Here is an 18,134-nt window from a genome sequence, read left to right on the forward strand (position 1 = left end):
GAATTCAAGAAAAATTAAACCACCTATCCCCTAAAGAATTTAGGGAACAGATGGTTTAGGTGTTTTGATCGGTGTCCCGTTTTCGGGGTTCACTTCATTATTTGGTGATGCTTTTAAAATCCACTTTTCTTCTAGAGCACGAATACGATTCCTATAACCTCTTCTCTAAAAAGTGTTGACTATGTCCTTTAGGATGATCTTCAACAACACCGTATTCTCGGTAGCCGTGCTTTTTATAAAAGTTTGGTGCTTGAAAACTAAATGAATCTAATAATATTAATCTACAACCTTTTTCCTTCGCAATGTCTTCGATTTTATGTAACAGTTGACTACCATAACCATTATGACGAACTGTTTCATCTACCCATAAAAAATCTATATGCAGATGATAAAAATACATCGTTCCTGTTACCCCACCAAATATTTTTCCATCCTCATCTTTCACTACGAAACTTACTTGCTCCATCGGCTGTTTTGCTTCATCTGTTAAAATAGACATGTTATATTGAATTACTTTATTTTTTATGTATTCTCCTTCAGCGCGAGTACCATTTTCTATGTGTTTCATATCTTTCTTCCTTTCAACTTAATAAGCTACCTTTAATTTTTACTTTTCCTTTTTAAAATACTAATAAACACGAAACCACCATAAGTAACAAAGCATGAAAAACCAATTATCCCTGGCACAGAGACATAACCTGTTCTTATATAACTAATAACGGCAAAGCAAGCGATAGACAATAAAATAGATGGCCAAAATATAAGAGCTGTTTTTCTTCGTCTCTCTTCCGATGTACTTTTTTTCTCTTCAGAAACACGTGTACCAAAAAGTAATACAATACAAATAAGGATTGCTGCGAAGTAAATTGTATTTAATGACAAATTATGATTGTAAATCGCAATTCCAACTTCCAAAGCAATAATTGTTAAGATTAATATGATTATTGTTGAATTTTTTAAGTTTCGTTTCAATCTCTCACCCCTAGCAGGCCATCATTATATTTTTTGTATATGCATTTCAAAGTCGATACAACGGTTTCATCTACTTTGTTATTATCAAATCGATTAGGCAAATCTTTGCCTCCAATAACATATAGAAGCGGGTATTCATGAAACATTCCCATTATACCAATATTTATTATTGCTGTGGGCAATCCACCTGTCATATGAGCTAAATGATAATAAGGTATCCCTTCATATTCTCCTTGTTGCCTTACCATTCCATTTATTATTGGTTCCCATAATTTCGGATCACTTTTATAACATTTAAAAATATGTACTAACAGTGAATGTACTTGATTTAACTCTCCAACATTTTGTTCATCTCTAGGATTTTCTTGAACATGTATCTTGGAAAAATACGTTGAAACATATTTTCTAATAGAATCCCATCCTCCACAGTACATTATAATCGACTTTGCAATATAACTATCATGACACGCTATCATCACTTCAACAGCTTTACTAAGTGTTAATGTATCTCTCCCTTGCAAATGTGGATATAATTGTGCGCTATCTTCTTTCGGATTAAATTTAATTTGGTGAAGTATATCATTCCAACTAATTTGTTTGTCTTTTATCATGTTTGCTACTGCAAATCCAATTGCCACTTTTGCTGCTGATGCTAAAGGAACATACAGTTCATTATTATAGGAGGCAATTATATTATCATATTTTGTTGAGTACACAACCACTCCAAGTTGACCAGATTGTATTTCTTTCATTTTTTCTATGACAGTCTCCATATTCTTACCTCTTTTTATATAGTTTTATCATCTTCTCAAAATTCGATATAGAATATAAAAAACCTTTTTTGTTACATGATATTTATGTATACAATAAAAAAGATAGCATGAAATTTCTCCATGCTACCCTTCTAAAATACATAATTCGCATAACGCAAACATTTACTCTTCCGTAGGCTTTTTAGGACCATTAAGTTCCAATTGATAAAAAGCTAGATCTAACCACCTATTAAACTTATAACCAGCCTTTTTAATTGTCCCCATATGAACAAATCCATAAGTTTCATGTAATGTAATACTTTTCTTATTTTCTGCATCAATTCCAGCTATTAAGGTCATATATTCCCTTTCTTTTGCCATTGCAATCAATGCTTTCATTAAAGCAGATCCTATTCCATTTTTTCTATATTCCTTATGAACATACATGGAATGCTCAATTGAATATTTATAGGCGGGCCAAGCTCTAAACTGACCGAATGTCGCAAACCCTACTACTTTATTATCTAATTCGTATACTAAAATTGGATAACCTTCAGCCTTTTTTGTTTCATACCAGTCTATTCTATTTTCAAGGGTTACAGGTTTATACGTATATACGGCAGTTGTATACAGTATGGCATCATTATAAATATCTAACATGTATGCTACATCTTGTTTCCTTGCTTCCCTTATCATCGTTTTCTTCCTTTCCTAAAGTTTATCTTCTTTCCTTTTACTACTACATACGAATACGAGCTTTTCGGAAACCATCAAATATATTTAATACAGCAGATATAATGTAAATGATAATACCTCCACCTATTAACCACGTTTTAAATTCCTCTGGAGAAATAGTAAACACATTTACCATAAACGTAATAAATCCCTCGTTAAATAAATGCGGATTTACTACAATTACAATGAATACTATTGTTCCAGCTATTTGAAGAAAAGCATTCCCAATTGCCAACTTTTTCGTCCATTGTCCCTGTACTAACTTATAAAGAGATATAGCTATTTCAAAAACAATTATAATTACAACGATTGGCCAATACTGAAGTAACACATCTTGATTAAAGGTAGGCGTGACAAACTTCAGTCCGTTTTCTGTACCATGATATACACCTACAAGATGATTCGCATAAAAATAAAGTGATGCCCATATTGCAGTCCACATTAACCCGCCAAATACTTCGAATTTTGAAATCGACTTTTTCTTTGGGACATACGAAGTATTTTTTAAATCATCAGGCGTCCATTTTTTTAAACTTGTCGTCAACGGTTGGGTACCTTTGTCTTTATCTGTTCTTTCTAAAATTGCAAATACAAGTGTCAACCAGAAAAACACATGGAGGCCTACTTCGATAATTTCCCCAATTCCTTTACCTATCACATTTAAAATAACATTTAATACTGCTTGCTCACCATTATATCCTACAAAATTTTCTGCAACCATTGCAATGAGTGCGATAACAGCTGCAATTGGTATGATCATTTTTAATAATGTCGTATATACATCAAAATAACGTGGTCCAATTAAATGCATCGGTCTATCCAAATATCCATTAGCCAATGAAACGGGACTTCCCAATTTTTCAAGAACTCTTTTTTCGTCGTTTTCACTATAATCATCAGGTAACATATCCTCGATTGTTGACCGTAATTCAAGAATAATATCTTCACGATTTTTTTCAGGTAATCTCTTAGCTACTTCCTCGACGTAAATATCAATCAAATTCATTTTTGTCCTCCTCCTTTAATAGGTTATAAAGCTCTTTCGAATCCTTTATCCATTCTTTCTTCAGCTGCAAAAATATCTCTAATCCGTATTCACTTAAAACGTAATACTTACGAGGTCTACTCTCCGTTTTATCCCAACTACTCGTTACTAGCTCCTGCTTTTCTAATCGGCGAAGTAGTGGATATAACGTACTTTGATCGATTGTAATCCCTGATTGTTCCAATAATTGGACAAGTGAATACCCGTACTGCGGTGTTCTTAACTGGCTTAAAACCGCTAATGTTAATGTACCTCTTCTTAGTTCAGTAATTAACGAATTTAATAAAGCATCCATTCACTCACCTCATTTTCATTACTATATGTCATACAGTATATGTTTTATACTATGTATCGTACAGTATTAATGTGATAAAAACAATACGTATTTACAAAAAATAGATAATAAAAAAGCACAAACTACATAATTTGTGCTTTTCTGGCTATTTAAATGCTTATAACAATCTTAATTTTGTACCTCTTGTAATATAAACTCTCCATTTTCTTTCATAAATGGGGTAACATCTACAATTGCCTCAATATTAATTACTCCATATACATGCGGATATTCTTGACCGTTAGAAGCAAGTTCATATTTTATTTCTGCTTTTATTAAGGATGGATCAATTGTCAGTAATAAAACATCTTCTTCATGACTAAAATGTTTTTCAGCAACTTCTAAAGCTTGTTTTAAAAATGAACAATGAATAAATCCTTCTTCTTTTAGTGAAGTTTCATTAATTTCTCCATTTATCTTTGCGATTTCCCAATTTCTTTTTGTTATTACCTTTGTAATCATATTTAGTTTCTCCCCATGTCTTTATATAGAAAAACAAGAGGTTCTTCTTTTTGTTACTAGAAAATCCTCTTGTTTTTCATATTTATGTTAATCTTTTAATTAAAGGCGATGCTTCTCCGCTATGGAAAATCCATAAATCATGAAGCGACCTTGTACATCCAACATACAATAACTTCGCATCGTGTTTTGTATTTTTATAATGTTCTTCATCAACGTCGATTAGTAGAACCGCATCAAATTCTAGCCCTTTCGCCAAGTATACAGGTACTACTGAAATACCACCTTCATATTTACTTTGATCTGCTTCAATGACGTTTACAGCTAATCCTGCATTTGTTAATTTCTCATATACATCGCGGCATTCATCGTCTGTTCTTCCTATTACCGCAATTGTTTTCACATCTTCATTTTGTAGATGTTTTAACGTCTTCATAATCTCATTAAATTGATCTTCTGTATGGATTACTTTAACATCTTCACCACTACGAAAAACTGGTGTTGCGAGCCCAACTGGAATCTCTGCATTTTTAATAATATCATTCGCAAATTCAATAATTTCCTTTGTAGAACGATAACTTCTCGTCAGTTCATAATAACCTGTTTCTTGAAATACTTCCTTAAAAGCACTCCAATCTTCAATCCCTTGATAATCATAAATTGCTTGAGATAAATCACCTAATATAGTGAAAGAATTACCTAGTGTAATTTCTTTTAATACATACACTTGGAATGGTGAGAAATCTTGTGCTTCATCAATAACGACGTGATGGAATTTCTGTCCGATTTCAATACCTGTTATTCGGTGATGTATGTAAATTAAAGCTGGTAAATCTTCTACATACACTTCTTTTTTACGACAATTCTTTTCAGTTTCTTTCACAAGTTCTTCAGGTAATACTTCGAGTATATCTTTACTTTTCAATATTGAACTGTATAGTGAAAGTGCGCTCATTTTCGGCCAAAACTTCATATATGTGTTTAATCTCTTTGTCGCTTCTTTTTTTAGTAATTTCTTCTCGTTTGTTTCACCATACTTTTTCAATTCAATTTCAATCCAGCGCTTCATTCGGCCGACTAATCTTTCTCTTCTTTTCTTTAATGGATAATGTTTATATTCAACTTGCATCCATTTTTTTATGTCTTCTACTGGAATAATAGCTTTATCCCATGCCTCAAAATCACTTGTTGGTACGAATTCTTTTTCAAATTGAACCATTCTCTCTTCAATAAAGGACTTAAATTCCAGCGTTCCTTTCAATTTACCGAGCATAACCTTTTCTTCATCACGATTAATAGAAAATGCTTCTTTCAACTTCTCTTCTGTTTGCTTTAGTTTCACCGAATCATCTAACGTACGTAATGCCCAATCTGCGAATGTTGTTTGACTAATATTCCCTACACCTAATTCCGGAAGCACACTCGAGATATAGTCTAAAAACAGACTATTCGGAGCGAATACAATCATTCTCTCCGCTTCTAATTGTTCACGATATTCATAAATTAAAAAAGCAAGGCGATGTAAAGCGATTGTTGTTTTTCCGCTCCCTGCAACACCTTGAATAAGTAGTGGTAAGTTTCTTTCCGCACGAATAATATCATTTTGCTCCGATTGTATCGTCGAAACAATATCCTTTAGTTTATTATCTTTATTCTCACCTAATCGATATAGAAGAAAATCATCGGCATGCGAGACATCTTCATTTCCTTTTACATATGTATCAACAACACGTTCTAGTTCTCTTTTTCGAATAGAGATGTTTCGCTTTAAATACACATCACCTTCTACTAATCCGTCTGGTGATTCATAAAACGCTAATTCCTCTCCACCGGTAAATGAATAAAACATACTTGCGACAGGTGCCCGCCAATCAATTACAATTGGTTTCATTGTATCTTTATGTGAAACACCTACTTTACCGATGTATATCGGCATCACATCTTCCTTGCCATCCTCCTGAAAATCTAATCTTCCAAAGTACGGTTCTTGCACTCCAATACGTAAGTTTTGTCTATTAGATTCTCTCATACTTTCTAAAATTTGTTCTTTAAAATCATCTCCATAATAAACCGGAATGTTTTCGAGCTGTTCTAATTGATCATCCATCGTACTTAATGTATCTTTCATTTTTTGTAACTCTTCTTCAAAAATGTTGTTCATTTGATGATTCCCTCCTGTCCGTTCTAATTTTTCAGTCGAGATACAATTGTATTAAAAACCCGTTTATAAAGTCAATAGTTTCAATTTAAATTTTCCGAAAAAACTCACTTTTCATCTTTCTAATTTTGAAATCTTATCGTTATTTTTACATTATAAGAATATAAAACATCTAAATTACAACACTTTACATATAATAAAATAATGCATATAAATGCTATTTCTATTAATAATAACGATTTATACACTAACTTACTAAAGTACTCATATCCCTTTCTATCGATTTCCTCCTTTCACTTGTAAAATAATGAGAAGTGTCAATAGATAAATACCAAAAATAAAAAAGGAGTTTATTCGATATGACTACAACCAATATAAAGCATGTAAAGTTACATTTAATTATTTTTGTGTTAATTGTGCTAGCAAGTGGCTGGATTGGTGTATTTCTTGATTCTCTTCTAATAGATCAGCCTGAAGGAAACTCTTTAGGTATGGGATTATGGCTAATATTACCCTTTCTCGCAAGTATCTTACTTAGAATTATTGGTCGAGATTGGAATGATTTTGGTATCAAACCAAATTTAAAAGGAAACTTTAAATGGTATTTCGTAGCAATACTTATTTATCCATTCGTTACACTAATAACTTTATGCTTAGCTCTATTTTTCGGAGTCGTTAACATATCTAACTTTGAGATGTCCTCATTATGTTCTCTCATACTCATGTCTACTATAGGTAATTTTATTAAAAATATTTTCGAAGAGTTCTCTTGGCGCGGTTATTTAACTCCAAAACTGATTGAACTAAAGTTAAACGATTGGTTTATTTATATTATTTCTGGTTTAATTTGGGCTCTTTGGCATGCCGCTTATTATTTAGTTTTTTTACCAAATGAATATTTTGAATCTATTTCTAGGTTAAATATGCTTTTATCAGGATGCATACTTATGGTTTCTTGGTCTATTATGTATGTTGAAATATATAGACTTACAAAGTCAGTATGGCCATGTGTTATCATGCATGCGATTGAAGATGCCGTTCCTACTGTTTTAATAACTATAACCGGTATTATTACGCTTACAAATAGTAGTGATTTTTGGTTAAATCCTATTAATGGTTTCGTTGCCACTGTTTTATTTCTTGGCATCGGGATTGTACTAAGGTCCATAAGGATAAAAAAGAACGGCAATTAAATACGAAAGACAGTCAATTATTCACACTATAAAAGTAAAAAAGAGTAAGGAATTAATCCTTACTCTTTTTTACTTTTATACGATATGATAAACATTCATTTAATGACGCTTGCTCTTTATATGCTCTCTCTTCAAAGTCATACGCCCCTCCTGGGAAAATCCCAACTATACTGAAGCGAGCCTCTGCACATAAATTATTAATCTCATCTATAGTATAGCAACGTAAAGATTGTGTCACAATATCATTTGAAGAATCCGTTTCCCACCAATGGTCCAGCATTCTAGCATTTTCACTATCATATTCATATTTTCGCATTGCAGAATAAATCGGCATTTCTTGTCCATTTGCTTTTTCCCAATATAAAGGTTGATAAATATCAATAAGTGCACACCCATCATCTTTCAACCAACTATGGATGCGTTTTAATAAAAATAATTGTTCTGCATCCGTTCCTACACCAAATCCGTCCAAATAAGTAACGACATCAAACTTTTCTTCAAAATTAATTTTATAAAAGTCAGCACAGTGAATAACAATATCATTAGTAGAATGTTCTTTCGCAAACATAACTAACTCTCGTACTAGCTCAACTGTAGTCATCTTTACATTCAAATTAGACATCGCTCTTGCAAATCCACCATTTCCTGCTCCTAGTTCTAACATCGACTGAAATGTATATCCAACTTGTTCTTGTACTTCTTTAGCAACTTCCTGTAACCAATCTTCATTATTTACATCATAGCTTAGTAGTTCAAATTGTTTTTTATAAAATTCTTTTACATTTAATTCGTTCATTAATATTCTCCTCCTGTATATTATTTTTCTGCTACAGGTGAGAAACTAAATTTCTGATCCCCATGAAAAATCCTCCTTTTGATTTCCCTTTATTTACAGTTTATCAAAATAATCAGAATTTTGAAAGTATCAATTTAAAAAAACAGATAATGGATGTTCCCACTATCTGCTTCTACGCTGCCTTTATTATCCTTGTTGATACTTCACCCAATCACCAGAAACGATAACTTCCTTCAGCATCTCTTTATCTTGAGCAACATACACAAATGCACGTATTTCTCTATCAGCTAAATAAATCGTTTCGGTGATTCGGTCATATAGGTCACTCTCTGCATTACCTGTGTATTCTTCAAGTTCATCTAATTTTTGCAGAACATCATCATTTACTTCGTAAACTTCTCCATATACTTTGTCTTCATTTGAACAAATCATCGCCGGATACCCTTCGTTTGTATCAAATAATTTCCCATACATCCATGCTCCGTCTGCGATGCATATTGCACCTTGCATAAAATGAGCATTCGTTTGCTCTTTTCTTAACGTGCCATACACGAAAACGTGATGCATATATCCCTATCCCCTTTATATGTCTCTATTTTCTAATTTGTAAATAAGCACGAATCATAAAGTAACTCACTTCATTTGGGAGTTGTTCCTTAATCGATTTCAGGCCGCCCTCTGCATTTTGCACGGCAGTTTCAATCATTTGTTCATATTTGGCAGGAACAAAACTGTTCCAATCTACTTCCATTCCATCTTCAAAAGAGCGGATTAAATGATTTTCAATCGTTTGTCTTGATAAGCCACGTTCTTTCGCAATTTCATCTAGATCAATGCCTTGCTTGTACATTTCATACGTTTCTATATGAGAATTTGCTGAAGCTTTCCCAGACTTTTTCCGCTCTGTCACCACTTCTGTTTTAACTGTTTCAGCATAGTTTGGGTTTTCCTCTATAAAGTGCTGAACTGCTTGTAAGAAGTGAGAGCCATACTTCACAAGTTTATGTTCACCAATCCCTTTTACAGTTAAAAGTTCAGAGTCACTTTGCGGCATTTTTGCACACATATCCTTCAACGTTTGATCAGAGAAAATAACAAATGGAGGTACACCTTCTCCTTGCGCAATTTCTTTACGTACTTCACGAAGTACTTCAAATAAAGGATGATCTTGAACAATTTGTCTTGTCTCTACTCGTTCTTTACGTAAAACATTCACTTTACTAAGTAACACTTCTTTCCCTTTTTCCGTTACTTTTAATGTCGGATACGTACCATGTTCAACTGCAATTAACTCATCTGAAATTAGAAACTCAATAAATTCACTGACTTCTTTTACGCTACGATTTGATAGTAATCCGTATGTTGGTAAAGTATGAAAATTAAATTCAATAACTTTCTTATTTTTAGATCCAGTTAGCACTTGTGCAATCATTTGTTTACCAAATCGTTGGTTCGTTCTAATCATACAAGATAGAACCATTTGTGATTCTCTCGTCACATCGATACTCTCGCGGTCATCCGTACAATTACCGCAGCGGCCACAATCTTCTTTCGGCTCTTCTCCAAAGTATTGCAAAATAAATGATTGCAAACATTGTTCTGTATGACAGTAGTCAGTCATATTTTGCAGTTTTTCAAGTTCGTTTGAAAAACGAGACTCTCCTGTCGATTGATCAATTAAAAAGCGCTGTACTTGCACATCTTGAGAAGAATATAGCAATATACATGCACTATCTAATCCGTCACGTCCGGCACGTCCTGCTTCTTGGTAATAACTTTCCATGTTTTTTGGCAGTTGATAATGGATAACGTAACGTATATTCGATTTATCAATCCCCATACCGAATGCAGATGTCGCTACCATTACACTCACTTCATCACGTAAAAAGAGTTCTTGCTGCTCATTTCGATCGGTATCACTCATACCAGCATGGTATTTTGATACCGAAACACCCGCTTTCATTAAATCCTCATATAATTGATCAACTACTTTTCTAGTAGCTGCATATATAATCCCAGATTCTTTTTGATTTTGACGAATATAATCCGCTAAATATGCATGACGATCTTGTCCTTTAATAACAGAAAATGATAAGTTCTCGCGCTCAAACGTTGTCATAATCGTATTTTCTTGATTAATTCCAAGTGTGTTGCAAATATCTTCACGAACTTGCGGTGTTGCCGTCGCAGTTAATGCTAGTACAAGCGGCTTTTCTGGAAGATAATCTAATATGCGATGTATATGTAAATAACTTGGACGGAAATCATGTCCCCACTGCGAAATACAGTGCGCCTCATCAATTGCAATCATCGGGATTTTCATATCGATAAGTTGGTCAACAAACTCCATTGAATCAAGACGCTCAGGCGCCACATAAAGTAACTTATAATGACCTTGTTTCGCTAATTGAATACGTTGATTTGCTTCTGTAATAGAAATAGAACTATTAATATAAGTAGCTGAAATACCGTTTTGTACTAATGTATCTACTTGGTCTTTCATAAGTGAAATCAAAGGTGAAATAACTAATGTCGTTCCTTCGAATACTAATGCGGGAATTTGATAACAAATTGACTTACCACCGCCCGTAGGCATAATACAAACTGTATCTTTCCCATCTAATACATTTTTAATTGTTTCATCTTGTCCTCTTCGGAATGACGAATAACCGAAATAAGACGCTAAAAGTTCTTGTGCTTTTGTAAACAAAAAAGAGTCACCTGCTTTTCTATATCTTTCATCTATTCCTATTATATCATCACTTAAGCGTCTTGAAAGTGATGAATACATGACTAACAGCTTGCTTTTCATTATTTTACGCTTCTCTACGTTTTAAATGTTGTTTAGCAGCGGTGTTTTAATTGCTATTTATGTCTATAAATTTTAAAACCTGAATCAACCACATCTAAGATGAATTACAAAATAATTATACATTTTATTACTCTTCCTTGAATACTACTAATCTTATACATATGAATTCAGGAGGTTACTATATGAAGGAGCAGAATATTAGTTCCATCAAGCAGAAAACAGTACCGAACCAACTCCAATTCTCAAATCATGATGCGTGGAAATATGAATCGTATTACAAATACCAGCCATTATTTTCTTATAGAAAACTTTTTCATTTTCTTTCTCAACTTTTTAAACGTTAATGTGTGTGTGATATATCATTCATAATAATTTTCTCAATATATACCTTTTAGACTTACTATAATACAGCTGTTATCATATGAAATATTCTGCTTTTATAAACCCCTTAAGTTGACCTGCCTATATTAGCAGGTCTTTTTTTGAATATTATATATTTCAGTACACTTGTAAATGCTTGCAAGTCTTTTCTCCATTTTATTACCAAACTCCACTCGCCACAAATGGTGATAATCACAAAAGGTAAAATATAAATTCTTAACATTTAATTACTCAATTCTTTTTTTCTCAATACACAAAACGTTTTTCACTTGTTACTATAAAAGTACTCCAGATGAGTTTTTGCTCATCAACATTATCTAGTTAAAGGGATCTGCTGCGGGAAGCGGATCCCTTTAACTTTATTAAAGATTCATTTTCATTTGGACACATTTACCAGGTTTTTTTAAAAGAATTTTATGATAATATTACTTAGTCGAGTCCGACATCTCGGCAATACCCTTAGAGGCTCTGCAACTTCCCTTGCAGAGCCTCTTTTACTTTATATTCATTTTATTTATATATACCACAATGAAATTCTTCATCTTTTTCCATGTCAATTTTTGAAATTAATCTAGGACACGTAACTAAAAATAAACTCCCATCATACTTTGAGTTATACATGTTCAAAGGAGTGTTACCGTTTATGTATACTTATTGGCAATCGTATTATTCCCCCTATCATAATCCTTATGTGCACTTTGATACATCTGTCCGTAATTACCGAATTAGTAAAAACGAGAACTTTTTAAAAGGTTATATGCGTTCTTTATGGGAACAACACGTTGCTTGGACGAGATTAGCTATTATAAGTATTGTCTTTAATTTACCAGACGTTAACGTTACGGTTGGGCGACTTCTTCAAAACGCAACACATATGGGACTATCACTTGAACCATTCTATGGTGAAGATGCTGTAAAAAAATATAGTGCTTTAATTAAAGACCACTTAGTCATTGCAGCAGATCTTGTTAAAGCCGCAAAAGCTGGTGACCAAAATGCCGCTGCCGCTATAGAGAAGAAATGGTACGCTAACGCTGATCAAATTGTCGATTTTCTTAACAGTATCAACCCATATATAGAAAAAGAAGCATTTCGGAAAATGTTTTATGAACATTTAGCCTTAACAAAAGCAGAAGCACTTGCCTTCCTAAATAAAGATTTTGAAGCAAGCGTAAAACTATACGATAAAATTGAAAAAGAGGCATTAGAAATGGCCGATATGATAACAAATGCAATCGTAAAGCAATTCCCGCAAGTATTTCAATAATAATAAGCCGATTTGAAAAAACAAATCGGCTTATTAAACTTTCTGTCAATGAAATTTCACCTCTCCTCTTTACATTTAACGTATATCGATATATTTTATTTATATCCGTTTTTTATAGGAGGAAATCTTTTGATTAACGCAATTGGTCTTGTATTTATACTCACAAATAAACACGAGAAAAAAAAGAAAGTTTATCTAAATGAAAAATTCGCATTAATAGACATTATTGATTCTAAGGAAGTAATTGATGATGAAGGTAACTCGTTAGTAGAACTAACATGTAAATACAGTATATATTTAGATGAAAAATACTACTGTAAATCTCTCGACGATTATACTGGACAAGTATTTCCATTCTTAAGCGCTAAAATAGGAAAAGGCCTTCTCAGAAACTTAAATTACTATTTCTCTTACGTTGATGCTTATGATAAAAAACCACCCGTTAAAGAAATAAGACCACTTATGAAACAAGTAACGAACAGATAGTGAATAATACGCAAAAAAGAAAGCATCTAACTTCGGATGCTTTCTTTTTTGAATCAAGGACTCGTTAACTTCTATCTTTCTTCTAAAATTATGTATCTAGGCATACTTTAAATTAAAAACAATGGAGGATTAAACTGAATGAAATACTCAGAAACGATTGTTAGTAAAAGACTTCGAACACTTAAAATATCTAGTATGTTTATCATGCTAGTTTTAATCGCATGGCTTGGATATACAAAATTACTTTATGAAAACGGATATCTTCAAGAAAAGAAAAATTCAGTTGAAGTAATGAATACTAGTATTACAGGAGAAATTGAACAAAGTTTCCATGTGAACTTACAAGGTTATCGTAAAACAGACCTTGATACTATTATAGATTCAAGTAAAACCGATCCGAGCCAACTATCATTAATCGAGCTAATTAATACTTCTTGTTCGCGAGATTGCATAGGTGAACCATTAACATATGTGGATGAAAACAATGGATATATCTTTTATACGGAGTCTACCGGAACTAATGTAGCTATACAGATTAAAAAACAAGACACGTGGGAAATTGTAAAAAAATCTGTTCAAGATGGAATTTAAAAGGTTCATACAAAAAAGAGTACTTTACTTCAAAGTACTCTTTTAAAAATATTACCACTTACAACATTTATCATCATCGTCGTCACGTTTACGATTACGACGGCAATCATCACAATCACAGTCACGTTTACGTCTACAACCACAATCATCACAATCTCTGCGTCTGCATCTTCCAAACATTAAATCATCCCAAAATCTATTACAATCTCTACGTCTACAACCACAATTATTACACATGAATATGACTCTCCCCTCTATAGCGTTCATCATATTCTATGTTTAAAAACGAAAAAGGCTTGTTTACTAGTCTATTTTAAATGTATTCATTTGGTATAATTTGAATCTATATTACTAATTTATCCCTATACTTCCTTCTGCGCCTCCACTGCCCGCTTCAATCTCTGCAACATATATCCAATTCCTTTACACCCAGCTAATGGGTACGTAATGATTTCTACTGGATACAATTGTGTCACTACTTTCTTATGCTTCTTGCCTGCAAGTAAAACAATTTCATCATACTGAAGTAAGTCTTTTTCAATCAATTGTTGTTTTAATTGTTCCATACTAATAATTTCATCGCTCTTTGAATCAAAGGCAAGATCATAGTTTTCTAGTACAATATCATTTGGTCTTAAAAATCCATGCTTCGCTGATAATATAACCCAATTCTCAAAAAACATAGTTGCATACGCCTGACATGCTTTTCCGAATGGGCTAACATATACATCTTTTGCCTCCATCGGCCCGTAATCTGGATACTTATCCCAAATTTTCTTTTTTCCGCATGGAATTATGCATAACCTTTTCATCGTTATTTCTTACCTCACTTCTAACTTTTTAAATATAAAAATATTGAATTCCCTACTTCTTCATACTCAGCTTCTATATCTCCAATACCCACTACGTTCCAACCATTATTGGTTTCTATCGGCTTTTCATTCATTATAATATGAACTTGTGTCATATTTTTAAAATCTTCTTCAAAAGATGCTAAAACAGGTTGATTTATCATATATGTTTTATTATGTATACTTACACTTAAAAAGGTTTTATGTAACGCTTTATTTTTGTTTAATTTTACATTCATTGGATTAAACGAATTTAATTGTATATTCCCTACAATATACAAATGATATCCTTTTTCCTTATAAAATTGTTTAAATTCCTTGTCTCTTTCGTTTTGAACAAAATGAAAAATTTGCTTCGTTTCTTTGCTTATTGCAAATTCATTATTTAAACTTAAAACAACATTCATATTTTGTTTTAAAAAAACATATAACGATTTATCACTATTAAAGAAGTCCATTTTCCATCCAGGATGGATTTCATCTAATAATAAACATAAAAGCATTCCTGAGCTATAGCAACTCTTCCTAATGTTATAATTAGCTTCATATGCATCTAAAATAAATCCGCTATATTTTCGTAACGTTTCGCTTTCATCCTTTTCGCATACTGCATTGTAAGCGTTCATTTCAACATACCAAGCAGGCCCCTCTATACTTTCAACCATACACTCATAAGTTATAAACTCTTCTTTTATAAAACGAGCTCTTTGTTCTCTTAATTCAATAAATTGCTTAATATAATTATTTTTCTCAGCTTGTGACTTACAGTGCACAGCATTATATAAACAAATTCGCTCTTTATTTCGCAATTCTATATTTTCTTCTGTTATAGGATATTGAAATCCTAAAGATTCATTTGGAAATCTACTTTCTTTATTCAAATATTGATAGCAATGAAAAAGTTCATGCACCAAAATCGCAAATAAACTTTCATAATCTTTATATCTATTCATATTAACGATGGCAGTCGGATAATCTTTGAATAGGATAAATGTATCACCCTTAAATTGTTCATCCCACTTTATAACGGCATACTCACTATCATCTTTCAAAAATAATGGATGATGAAATACATACACATGCTCATCATTATATAATGCAAATGCAGTCCTATTGAAACCAGGCCATAGCGTATTCAATAATTCTATACTTACATCTTTCTTTATTCGATTTAATATATTGTTCATTATATGTAACACCCCTATATCATTCTACATACATCTATTCTATTCCACTTAAAAACAACCCTTTTATTTACATAAATGTTAGAAAAGTATATATCTTTTCTTAAACTATAATGTATTATATAAATATACATGTGATGATTTTATGAAAAGGAGGTGAACAAGTGAGAAATATAATTCCTGCACTAGTACTCTATATTATTGTTTGCATAATCGCTATGATTGCTCCAGCATCCCAAGGTTATAATCATATTGGCTGGAAGTTGTTTGTTGGGCAAGCGTATGCCATACCTATTTTCATCATTGCAGCTATTATTACATTTTATATAAACAAGAAAAAATCTACAAATAAACAGTTATAAGGATAGCTAAATGCTATCCTTATTTTAATTCGCTAATCAGATCCAAAATAACACTTGCAGTACTTTCTATCCTTTCTTCCGAAAAATCAAACGTGACACCTGTTTTTTCATATATTTCTTGTATAGGTAAATTCCAATCTGCACTCGCTCCCTCTTTAAAGAAAGCAATCGCTTTTTCTGGGTCTTTCCGATAAATTTGAAACAATTGCATTGCTCCTATTTGTGCAATGGCGTATTCAATTTTATAAAAAGGAAACTGAACATAGTGAAATGACTCTATCCAGCTTGCACCGGTTTCATTCTCTAATCCTGTAATATCGACTGATGAATATTGATACCTTTTGCATATTTCAGCGTATTTCTTATCACGTTCTTCTGGTGTATGATTTGGATTTGTATAGAGCCAGTGCTGAAATACATCTCCTGCAATTGACGACATTAATAAAGACAAAGCACGATATAATTGTACGCGCTGCACTTCTTTGTATTCACCCTCTTGCTTATAAAAGATATCCAGCTTATCCATTACTAGTAACTCAAGACTGAGGGAATAAAGCTCAGCCACCTCTTCACGAAGATATTTTTCTTGCATACTACTATCATTGTTAAATTGTTTATAAAAATGAAAGGCATGTCCCACTTCATGTATGAGTGCATTAATTGCATAAAATGATGGACTAAAATTAGAATAAACAAAAACCTCTTTACTATGAGGCAAAGTAAAACAAGCGGCTCCTGGCGCTTTATTTTCACATTCTTCTACGTCAATGAATCCAGCTTTCCTTATATGAACAAATTGCTCATAAAAATATAAATCTGTCGCCTGAAACATTTCTTCCACCCCATTCAATAAATCAATGGTATTTTGAAACGGGGCTTTTAGTAAATAACATGGGGTAAGATCCCAAGGGCGATACGTTTTTACACCGAGATTCTTTTTAGAAAGACTTCCTAACTGTTCCCATATTGGTACAACATACTTTTCTATAGATTCATGGAGCTTATAGCAATCATCAATACTGTAATCTCTGTTTTTTTGTTTAAAAGCATATTCACTATAATTATTAAATCCTGCATGTAAAGCTATCTCATTCCGCAATTGTATAAGTTCATTCATAATACAATCTATTTTTATTTTCACTACACTTCTTGCTTCACATAAAGCGTACCAAGCTTTTTCGCGAATAGCTCTATTAGGGTTATCTAACTTTGCTTTTATGTATGCATACGTCTTTTGCTCGCCTTCCCAATTAATAGATATGTTAGACATTATTTCTCTATATTTCGTAATAAGCTCTTGCTCTTTAATAGAAAGAGAAATGTTCTTGTCATTAAACATTTTACTTTTTACTACTCTTGCTTTTTTCATAAATCCATATTTCTGCTCATCTAATAAATTAGAAAATGGACACTCTCTAAATTTCTGGTCAAATTTTGCATTGTATCTTTTTAAAAGTGGTTGAATTGTATTTTGATTATACATATGTAAATTACGTTTATTTCTGTCATTTGTATCTCTATAAGTGGCAATTAAACTACTTGTTATCTCCTCTTCTACTTCAGCGTTTACACGCAGTTCCTCTAAAAGCCAACGCTCTAACTCTGAAATAGAATTAATATTTCGCTCTAAAAGAGACTGTAATTTACTTTCTAAACCATTTAACATACACAATCCTCCCGTTTTTAATTTTCTGTTTTTTGAAGATAAAAAAAGGACAAGTAGCCAATCTGACTACTTGTCCTTTTTTGTTAAACC

Annotated in this window: 20 protein-coding genes and 1 pseudogene; 6 read left to right on the forward strand and 15 right to left on the reverse strand. The window is 32.5% G+C overall.

All coding sequences use genetic code 11. The annotated features are described in order from the left end of the window. Nucleotides 1-151: 151 nt before the first annotated feature. The 8 genes from FOT98_RS01805 to FOT98_RS01840 all read right to left on the reverse strand — a co-directional run bounded on the left by FOT98_RS01805 (nucleotide 152) and on the right by FOT98_RS01840 (nucleotide 6,458). Nucleotides 152-568, reverse strand: coding sequence for a GNAT family N-acetyltransferase (locus FOT98_RS01805; RefSeq protein ID WP_063259904.1), 417 nt, complete (start codon nucleotides 566-568; stop codon nucleotides 152-154). A 32-nt stretch (nucleotides 569-600) separates the two neighbouring features. Beyond that, nucleotides 601-972 carry a hypothetical protein gene (locus tag FOT98_RS01810; protein ID WP_063259905.1) on the reverse strand — a complete coding sequence of 124 codons (372 nt, stop codon included), beginning with the start codon at nucleotides 970-972 and terminating at the stop codon, nucleotides 601-603. After that, nucleotides 969-1,745, reverse strand: coding sequence for a serine hydrolase (locus FOT98_RS01815; protein WP_063259906.1), 777 nt, complete (start codon nucleotides 1,743-1,745; stop codon nucleotides 969-971). The genes FOT98_RS01810 and FOT98_RS01815 overlap by 4 nt, the downstream gene beginning before the upstream one ends. A gap of 162 nt (nucleotides 1,746-1,907) precedes the next feature. Continuing rightward, on the reverse strand, nucleotides 1,908-2,420 hold the full coding sequence (locus FOT98_RS01820) for a GNAT family N-acetyltransferase (protein ID WP_063259907.1): 513 nt from the start codon (nucleotides 2,418-2,420) through the stop codon (nucleotides 1,908-1,910). 43 nt (nucleotides 2,421-2,463) lie between these two features. Further along, nucleotides 2,464-3,465, reverse strand: a complete 1,002-nt coding sequence (locus tag FOT98_RS01825; protein WP_063259908.1) for an HAAS signaling domain-containing protein — start codon at nucleotides 3,463-3,465, stop codon at nucleotides 2,464-2,466. After that, complete coding sequence (locus FOT98_RS01830; protein WP_061679735.1) at nucleotides 3,452-3,799, reverse strand: PadR family transcriptional regulator; 348 nt, start codon at nucleotides 3,797-3,799, stop codon at nucleotides 3,452-3,454. Before FOT98_RS01830 ends, FOT98_RS01825 begins: the two co-directional genes overlap by 14 nt. Before the next feature lie 168 nt (nucleotides 3,800-3,967). Further along, a complete protein-coding gene (locus FOT98_RS01835) occupies nucleotides 3,968-4,300 on the reverse strand; it encodes a DUF952 domain-containing protein (protein ID WP_063259909.1) in 333 nt (110 codons plus the stop codon). 82 nt (nucleotides 4,301-4,382) lie between these two features. Then, the gene (locus tag FOT98_RS01840) at nucleotides 4,383-6,458 is read right to left on the reverse strand and encodes a HelD family protein (RefSeq protein ID WP_063259910.1); all 2,076 of its coding nucleotides are present in this window, start codon (nucleotides 6,456-6,458) and stop codon (nucleotides 4,383-4,385) included. Between the two features lie 356 nt (nucleotides 6,459-6,814). On the opposite strand from FOT98_RS01840, the pseudogene FOT98_RS01845 reads away from it, so the two are divergent. After that, nucleotides 6,815-7,680 (forward strand): annotated as a pseudogene (locus tag FOT98_RS01845) (CPBP family glutamic-type intramembrane protease). Between the two features lie 20 nt (nucleotides 7,681-7,700). Here FOT98_RS01845 and FOT98_RS01850 read toward each other — a convergent pair. From FOT98_RS01850 to recQ, 3 genes are all read right to left on the reverse strand, one after another. Further along, nucleotides 7,701-8,444: a class I SAM-dependent methyltransferase gene (locus FOT98_RS01850; protein WP_063259911.1), complete on the reverse strand. Its 744-nt coding sequence runs from the start codon at nucleotides 8,442-8,444 to the stop codon at nucleotides 7,701-7,703. A gap of 186 nt (nucleotides 8,445-8,630) precedes the next feature. After that, nucleotides 8,631-9,011 (reverse strand): gamma-glutamylcyclotransferase family protein, encoded by a 381-nt coding sequence (locus tag FOT98_RS01855; protein WP_063259912.1) that lies wholly within the window; start codon nucleotides 9,009-9,011, stop codon nucleotides 8,631-8,633. 25 nt (nucleotides 9,012-9,036) lie between these two features. Next, entirely contained in the window at nucleotides 9,037-11,154 is a 2,118-nt protein-coding gene (recQ, locus tag FOT98_RS01860) for a DNA helicase RecQ (RefSeq protein WP_063260016.1), read from the reverse strand. Between the two features lie 284 nt (nucleotides 11,155-11,438). Between recQ and FOT98_RS32190 the strand changes: the two genes are divergently transcribed. From FOT98_RS32190 to FOT98_RS01875, 4 genes are all read left to right on the forward strand, one after another. Continuing rightward, nucleotides 11,439-11,600 (forward strand): hypothetical protein, encoded by a 162-nt coding sequence (locus tag FOT98_RS32190; protein ID WP_168216106.1) that lies wholly within the window; start codon nucleotides 11,439-11,441, stop codon nucleotides 11,598-11,600. Nucleotides 11,601-12,280: 680 nt separating this feature from the next. After that, entirely contained in the window at nucleotides 12,281-12,904 is a 624-nt protein-coding gene (locus FOT98_RS01865; RefSeq protein ID WP_061679729.1) for a hypothetical protein, read from the forward strand. Between the two features lie 129 nt (nucleotides 12,905-13,033). Next, nucleotides 13,034-13,390 carry a hypothetical protein gene (locus tag FOT98_RS01870; RefSeq protein WP_000606238.1) on the forward strand — a complete coding sequence of 119 codons (357 nt, stop codon included), beginning with the start codon at nucleotides 13,034-13,036 and terminating at the stop codon, nucleotides 13,388-13,390. 138 nt (nucleotides 13,391-13,528) lie between these two features. Further along, on the forward strand, nucleotides 13,529-13,981 hold the full coding sequence (locus FOT98_RS01875) for a hypothetical protein (protein ID WP_063259913.1): 453 nt from the start codon (nucleotides 13,529-13,531) through the stop codon (nucleotides 13,979-13,981). A gap of 51 nt (nucleotides 13,982-14,032) precedes the next feature. Here the strand turns inward: FOT98_RS01875 and FOT98_RS01880 are convergent, their stop codons facing one another. The 3 genes from FOT98_RS01880 to FOT98_RS01890 form a co-directional block, all read right to left on the reverse strand. Next, the gene (locus FOT98_RS01880; protein WP_080467485.1) at nucleotides 14,033-14,218 is read right to left on the reverse strand and encodes a hypothetical protein; all 186 of its coding nucleotides are present in this window, start codon (nucleotides 14,216-14,218) and stop codon (nucleotides 14,033-14,035) included. Between the two features lie 125 nt (nucleotides 14,219-14,343). Continuing rightward, a complete protein-coding gene (locus FOT98_RS01885; RefSeq protein WP_063259914.1) occupies nucleotides 14,344-14,793 on the reverse strand; it encodes a DUF6884 domain-containing protein in 450 nt (149 codons plus the stop codon). Nucleotides 14,794-14,813: 20 nt separating this feature from the next. Next, nucleotides 14,814-16,019 carry a hypothetical protein gene (locus FOT98_RS01890; protein ID WP_063259915.1) on the reverse strand — a complete coding sequence of 402 codons (1,206 nt, stop codon included), beginning with the start codon at nucleotides 16,017-16,019 and terminating at the stop codon, nucleotides 14,814-14,816. Nucleotides 16,020-16,180: 161 nt separating this feature from the next. On the opposite strand from FOT98_RS01890, the gene FOT98_RS01895 reads away from it, so the two are divergent. Beyond that, a complete protein-coding gene (locus FOT98_RS01895) occupies nucleotides 16,181-16,378 on the forward strand; it encodes a DUF4017 family protein (protein ID WP_063259916.1) in 198 nt (65 codons plus the stop codon). Between the two features lie 19 nt (nucleotides 16,379-16,397). Here FOT98_RS01895 and FOT98_RS01900 read toward each other — a convergent pair whose 3' ends face one another. Further along, nucleotides 16,398-18,044 carry a M3 family oligoendopeptidase gene (locus FOT98_RS01900; protein ID WP_063259917.1) on the reverse strand — a complete coding sequence of 549 codons (1,647 nt, stop codon included), beginning with the start codon at nucleotides 18,042-18,044 and terminating at the stop codon, nucleotides 16,398-16,400. Nucleotides 18,045-18,134: the final 90 nt, after the last annotated feature.

The sequence above is a fragment of the Bacillus sp. HY001 genome, assembly GCF_007558965.1.
Taxonomy (GTDB): domain Bacteria; phylum Bacillota; class Bacilli; order Bacillales; family Bacillaceae_G; genus Bacillus_A; species Bacillus_A mobilis.

Excerpts from the sequence above, each read along its gene's own strand:
- FOT98_RS01805 (WP_063259904.1), bottom strand. The coding sequence starts at position 568 with ATGAAACACATAGAAAATGGTACTCGCGCTGAAGGAGAATACATAAAA.
- FOT98_RS01815 (WP_063259906.1), bottom strand. The coding sequence starts at position 1,745 with ATGGAGACTGTCATAGAAAAAATGAAAGAAATACAATCTGGTCAACTT.
- FOT98_RS01820 (WP_063259907.1), bottom strand. The coding sequence starts at position 2,420 with ATGATAAGGGAAGCAAGGAAACAAGATGTAGCATACATGTTAGATATT.
- FOT98_RS01825 (WP_063259908.1), bottom strand. The coding sequence starts at position 3,465 with ATGAATTTGATTGATATTTACGTCGAGGAAGTAGCTAAGAGATTACCT.
- FOT98_RS01830 (WP_061679735.1), bottom strand. The coding sequence starts at position 3,799 with ATGGATGCTTTATTAAATTCGTTAATTACTGAACTAAGAAGAGGTACA.
- FOT98_RS01835 (WP_063259909.1), bottom strand. The coding sequence starts at position 4,300 with ATGATTACAAAGGTAATAACAAAAAGAAATTGGGAAATCGCAAAGATA.
- FOT98_RS01840 (WP_063259910.1), bottom strand. The coding sequence starts at position 6,458 with ATGAACAACATTTTTGAAGAAGAGTTACAAAAAATGAAAGATACATTA.
- FOT98_RS01850 (WP_063259911.1), bottom strand. The coding sequence starts at position 8,444 with ATGAACGAATTAAATGTAAAAGAATTTTATAAAAAACAATTTGAACTA.
- FOT98_RS01855 (WP_063259912.1), bottom strand. The coding sequence starts at position 9,011 with ATGCATCACGTTTTCGTGTATGGCACGTTAAGAAAAGAGCAAACGAAT.
- FOT98_RS32190 (WP_168216106.1), top strand. The coding sequence starts at position 11,439 with ATGAAGGAGCAGAATATTAGTTCCATCAAGCAGAAAACAGTACCGAAC.
- FOT98_RS01865 (WP_061679729.1), top strand. The coding sequence starts at position 12,281 with ATGTATACTTATTGGCAATCGTATTATTCCCCCTATCATAATCCTTAT.
- FOT98_RS01875 (WP_063259913.1), top strand. The coding sequence starts at position 13,529 with ATGAAATACTCAGAAACGATTGTTAGTAAAAGACTTCGAACACTTAAA.
- FOT98_RS01880 (WP_080467485.1), bottom strand. The coding sequence starts at position 14,218 with ATGTGTAATAATTGTGGTTGTAGACGTAGAGATTGTAATAGATTTTGG.
- FOT98_RS01885 (WP_063259914.1), bottom strand. The coding sequence starts at position 14,793 with ATGAAAAGGTTATGCATAATTCCATGCGGAAAAAAGAAAATTTGGGAT.
- FOT98_RS01890 (WP_063259915.1), bottom strand. The coding sequence starts at position 16,019 with ATGAACAATATATTAAATCGAATAAAGAAAGATGTAAGTATAGAATTA.
- FOT98_RS01900 (WP_063259917.1), bottom strand. The coding sequence starts at position 18,044 with ATGTTAAATGGTTTAGAAAGTAAATTACAGTCTCTTTTAGAGCGAAAT.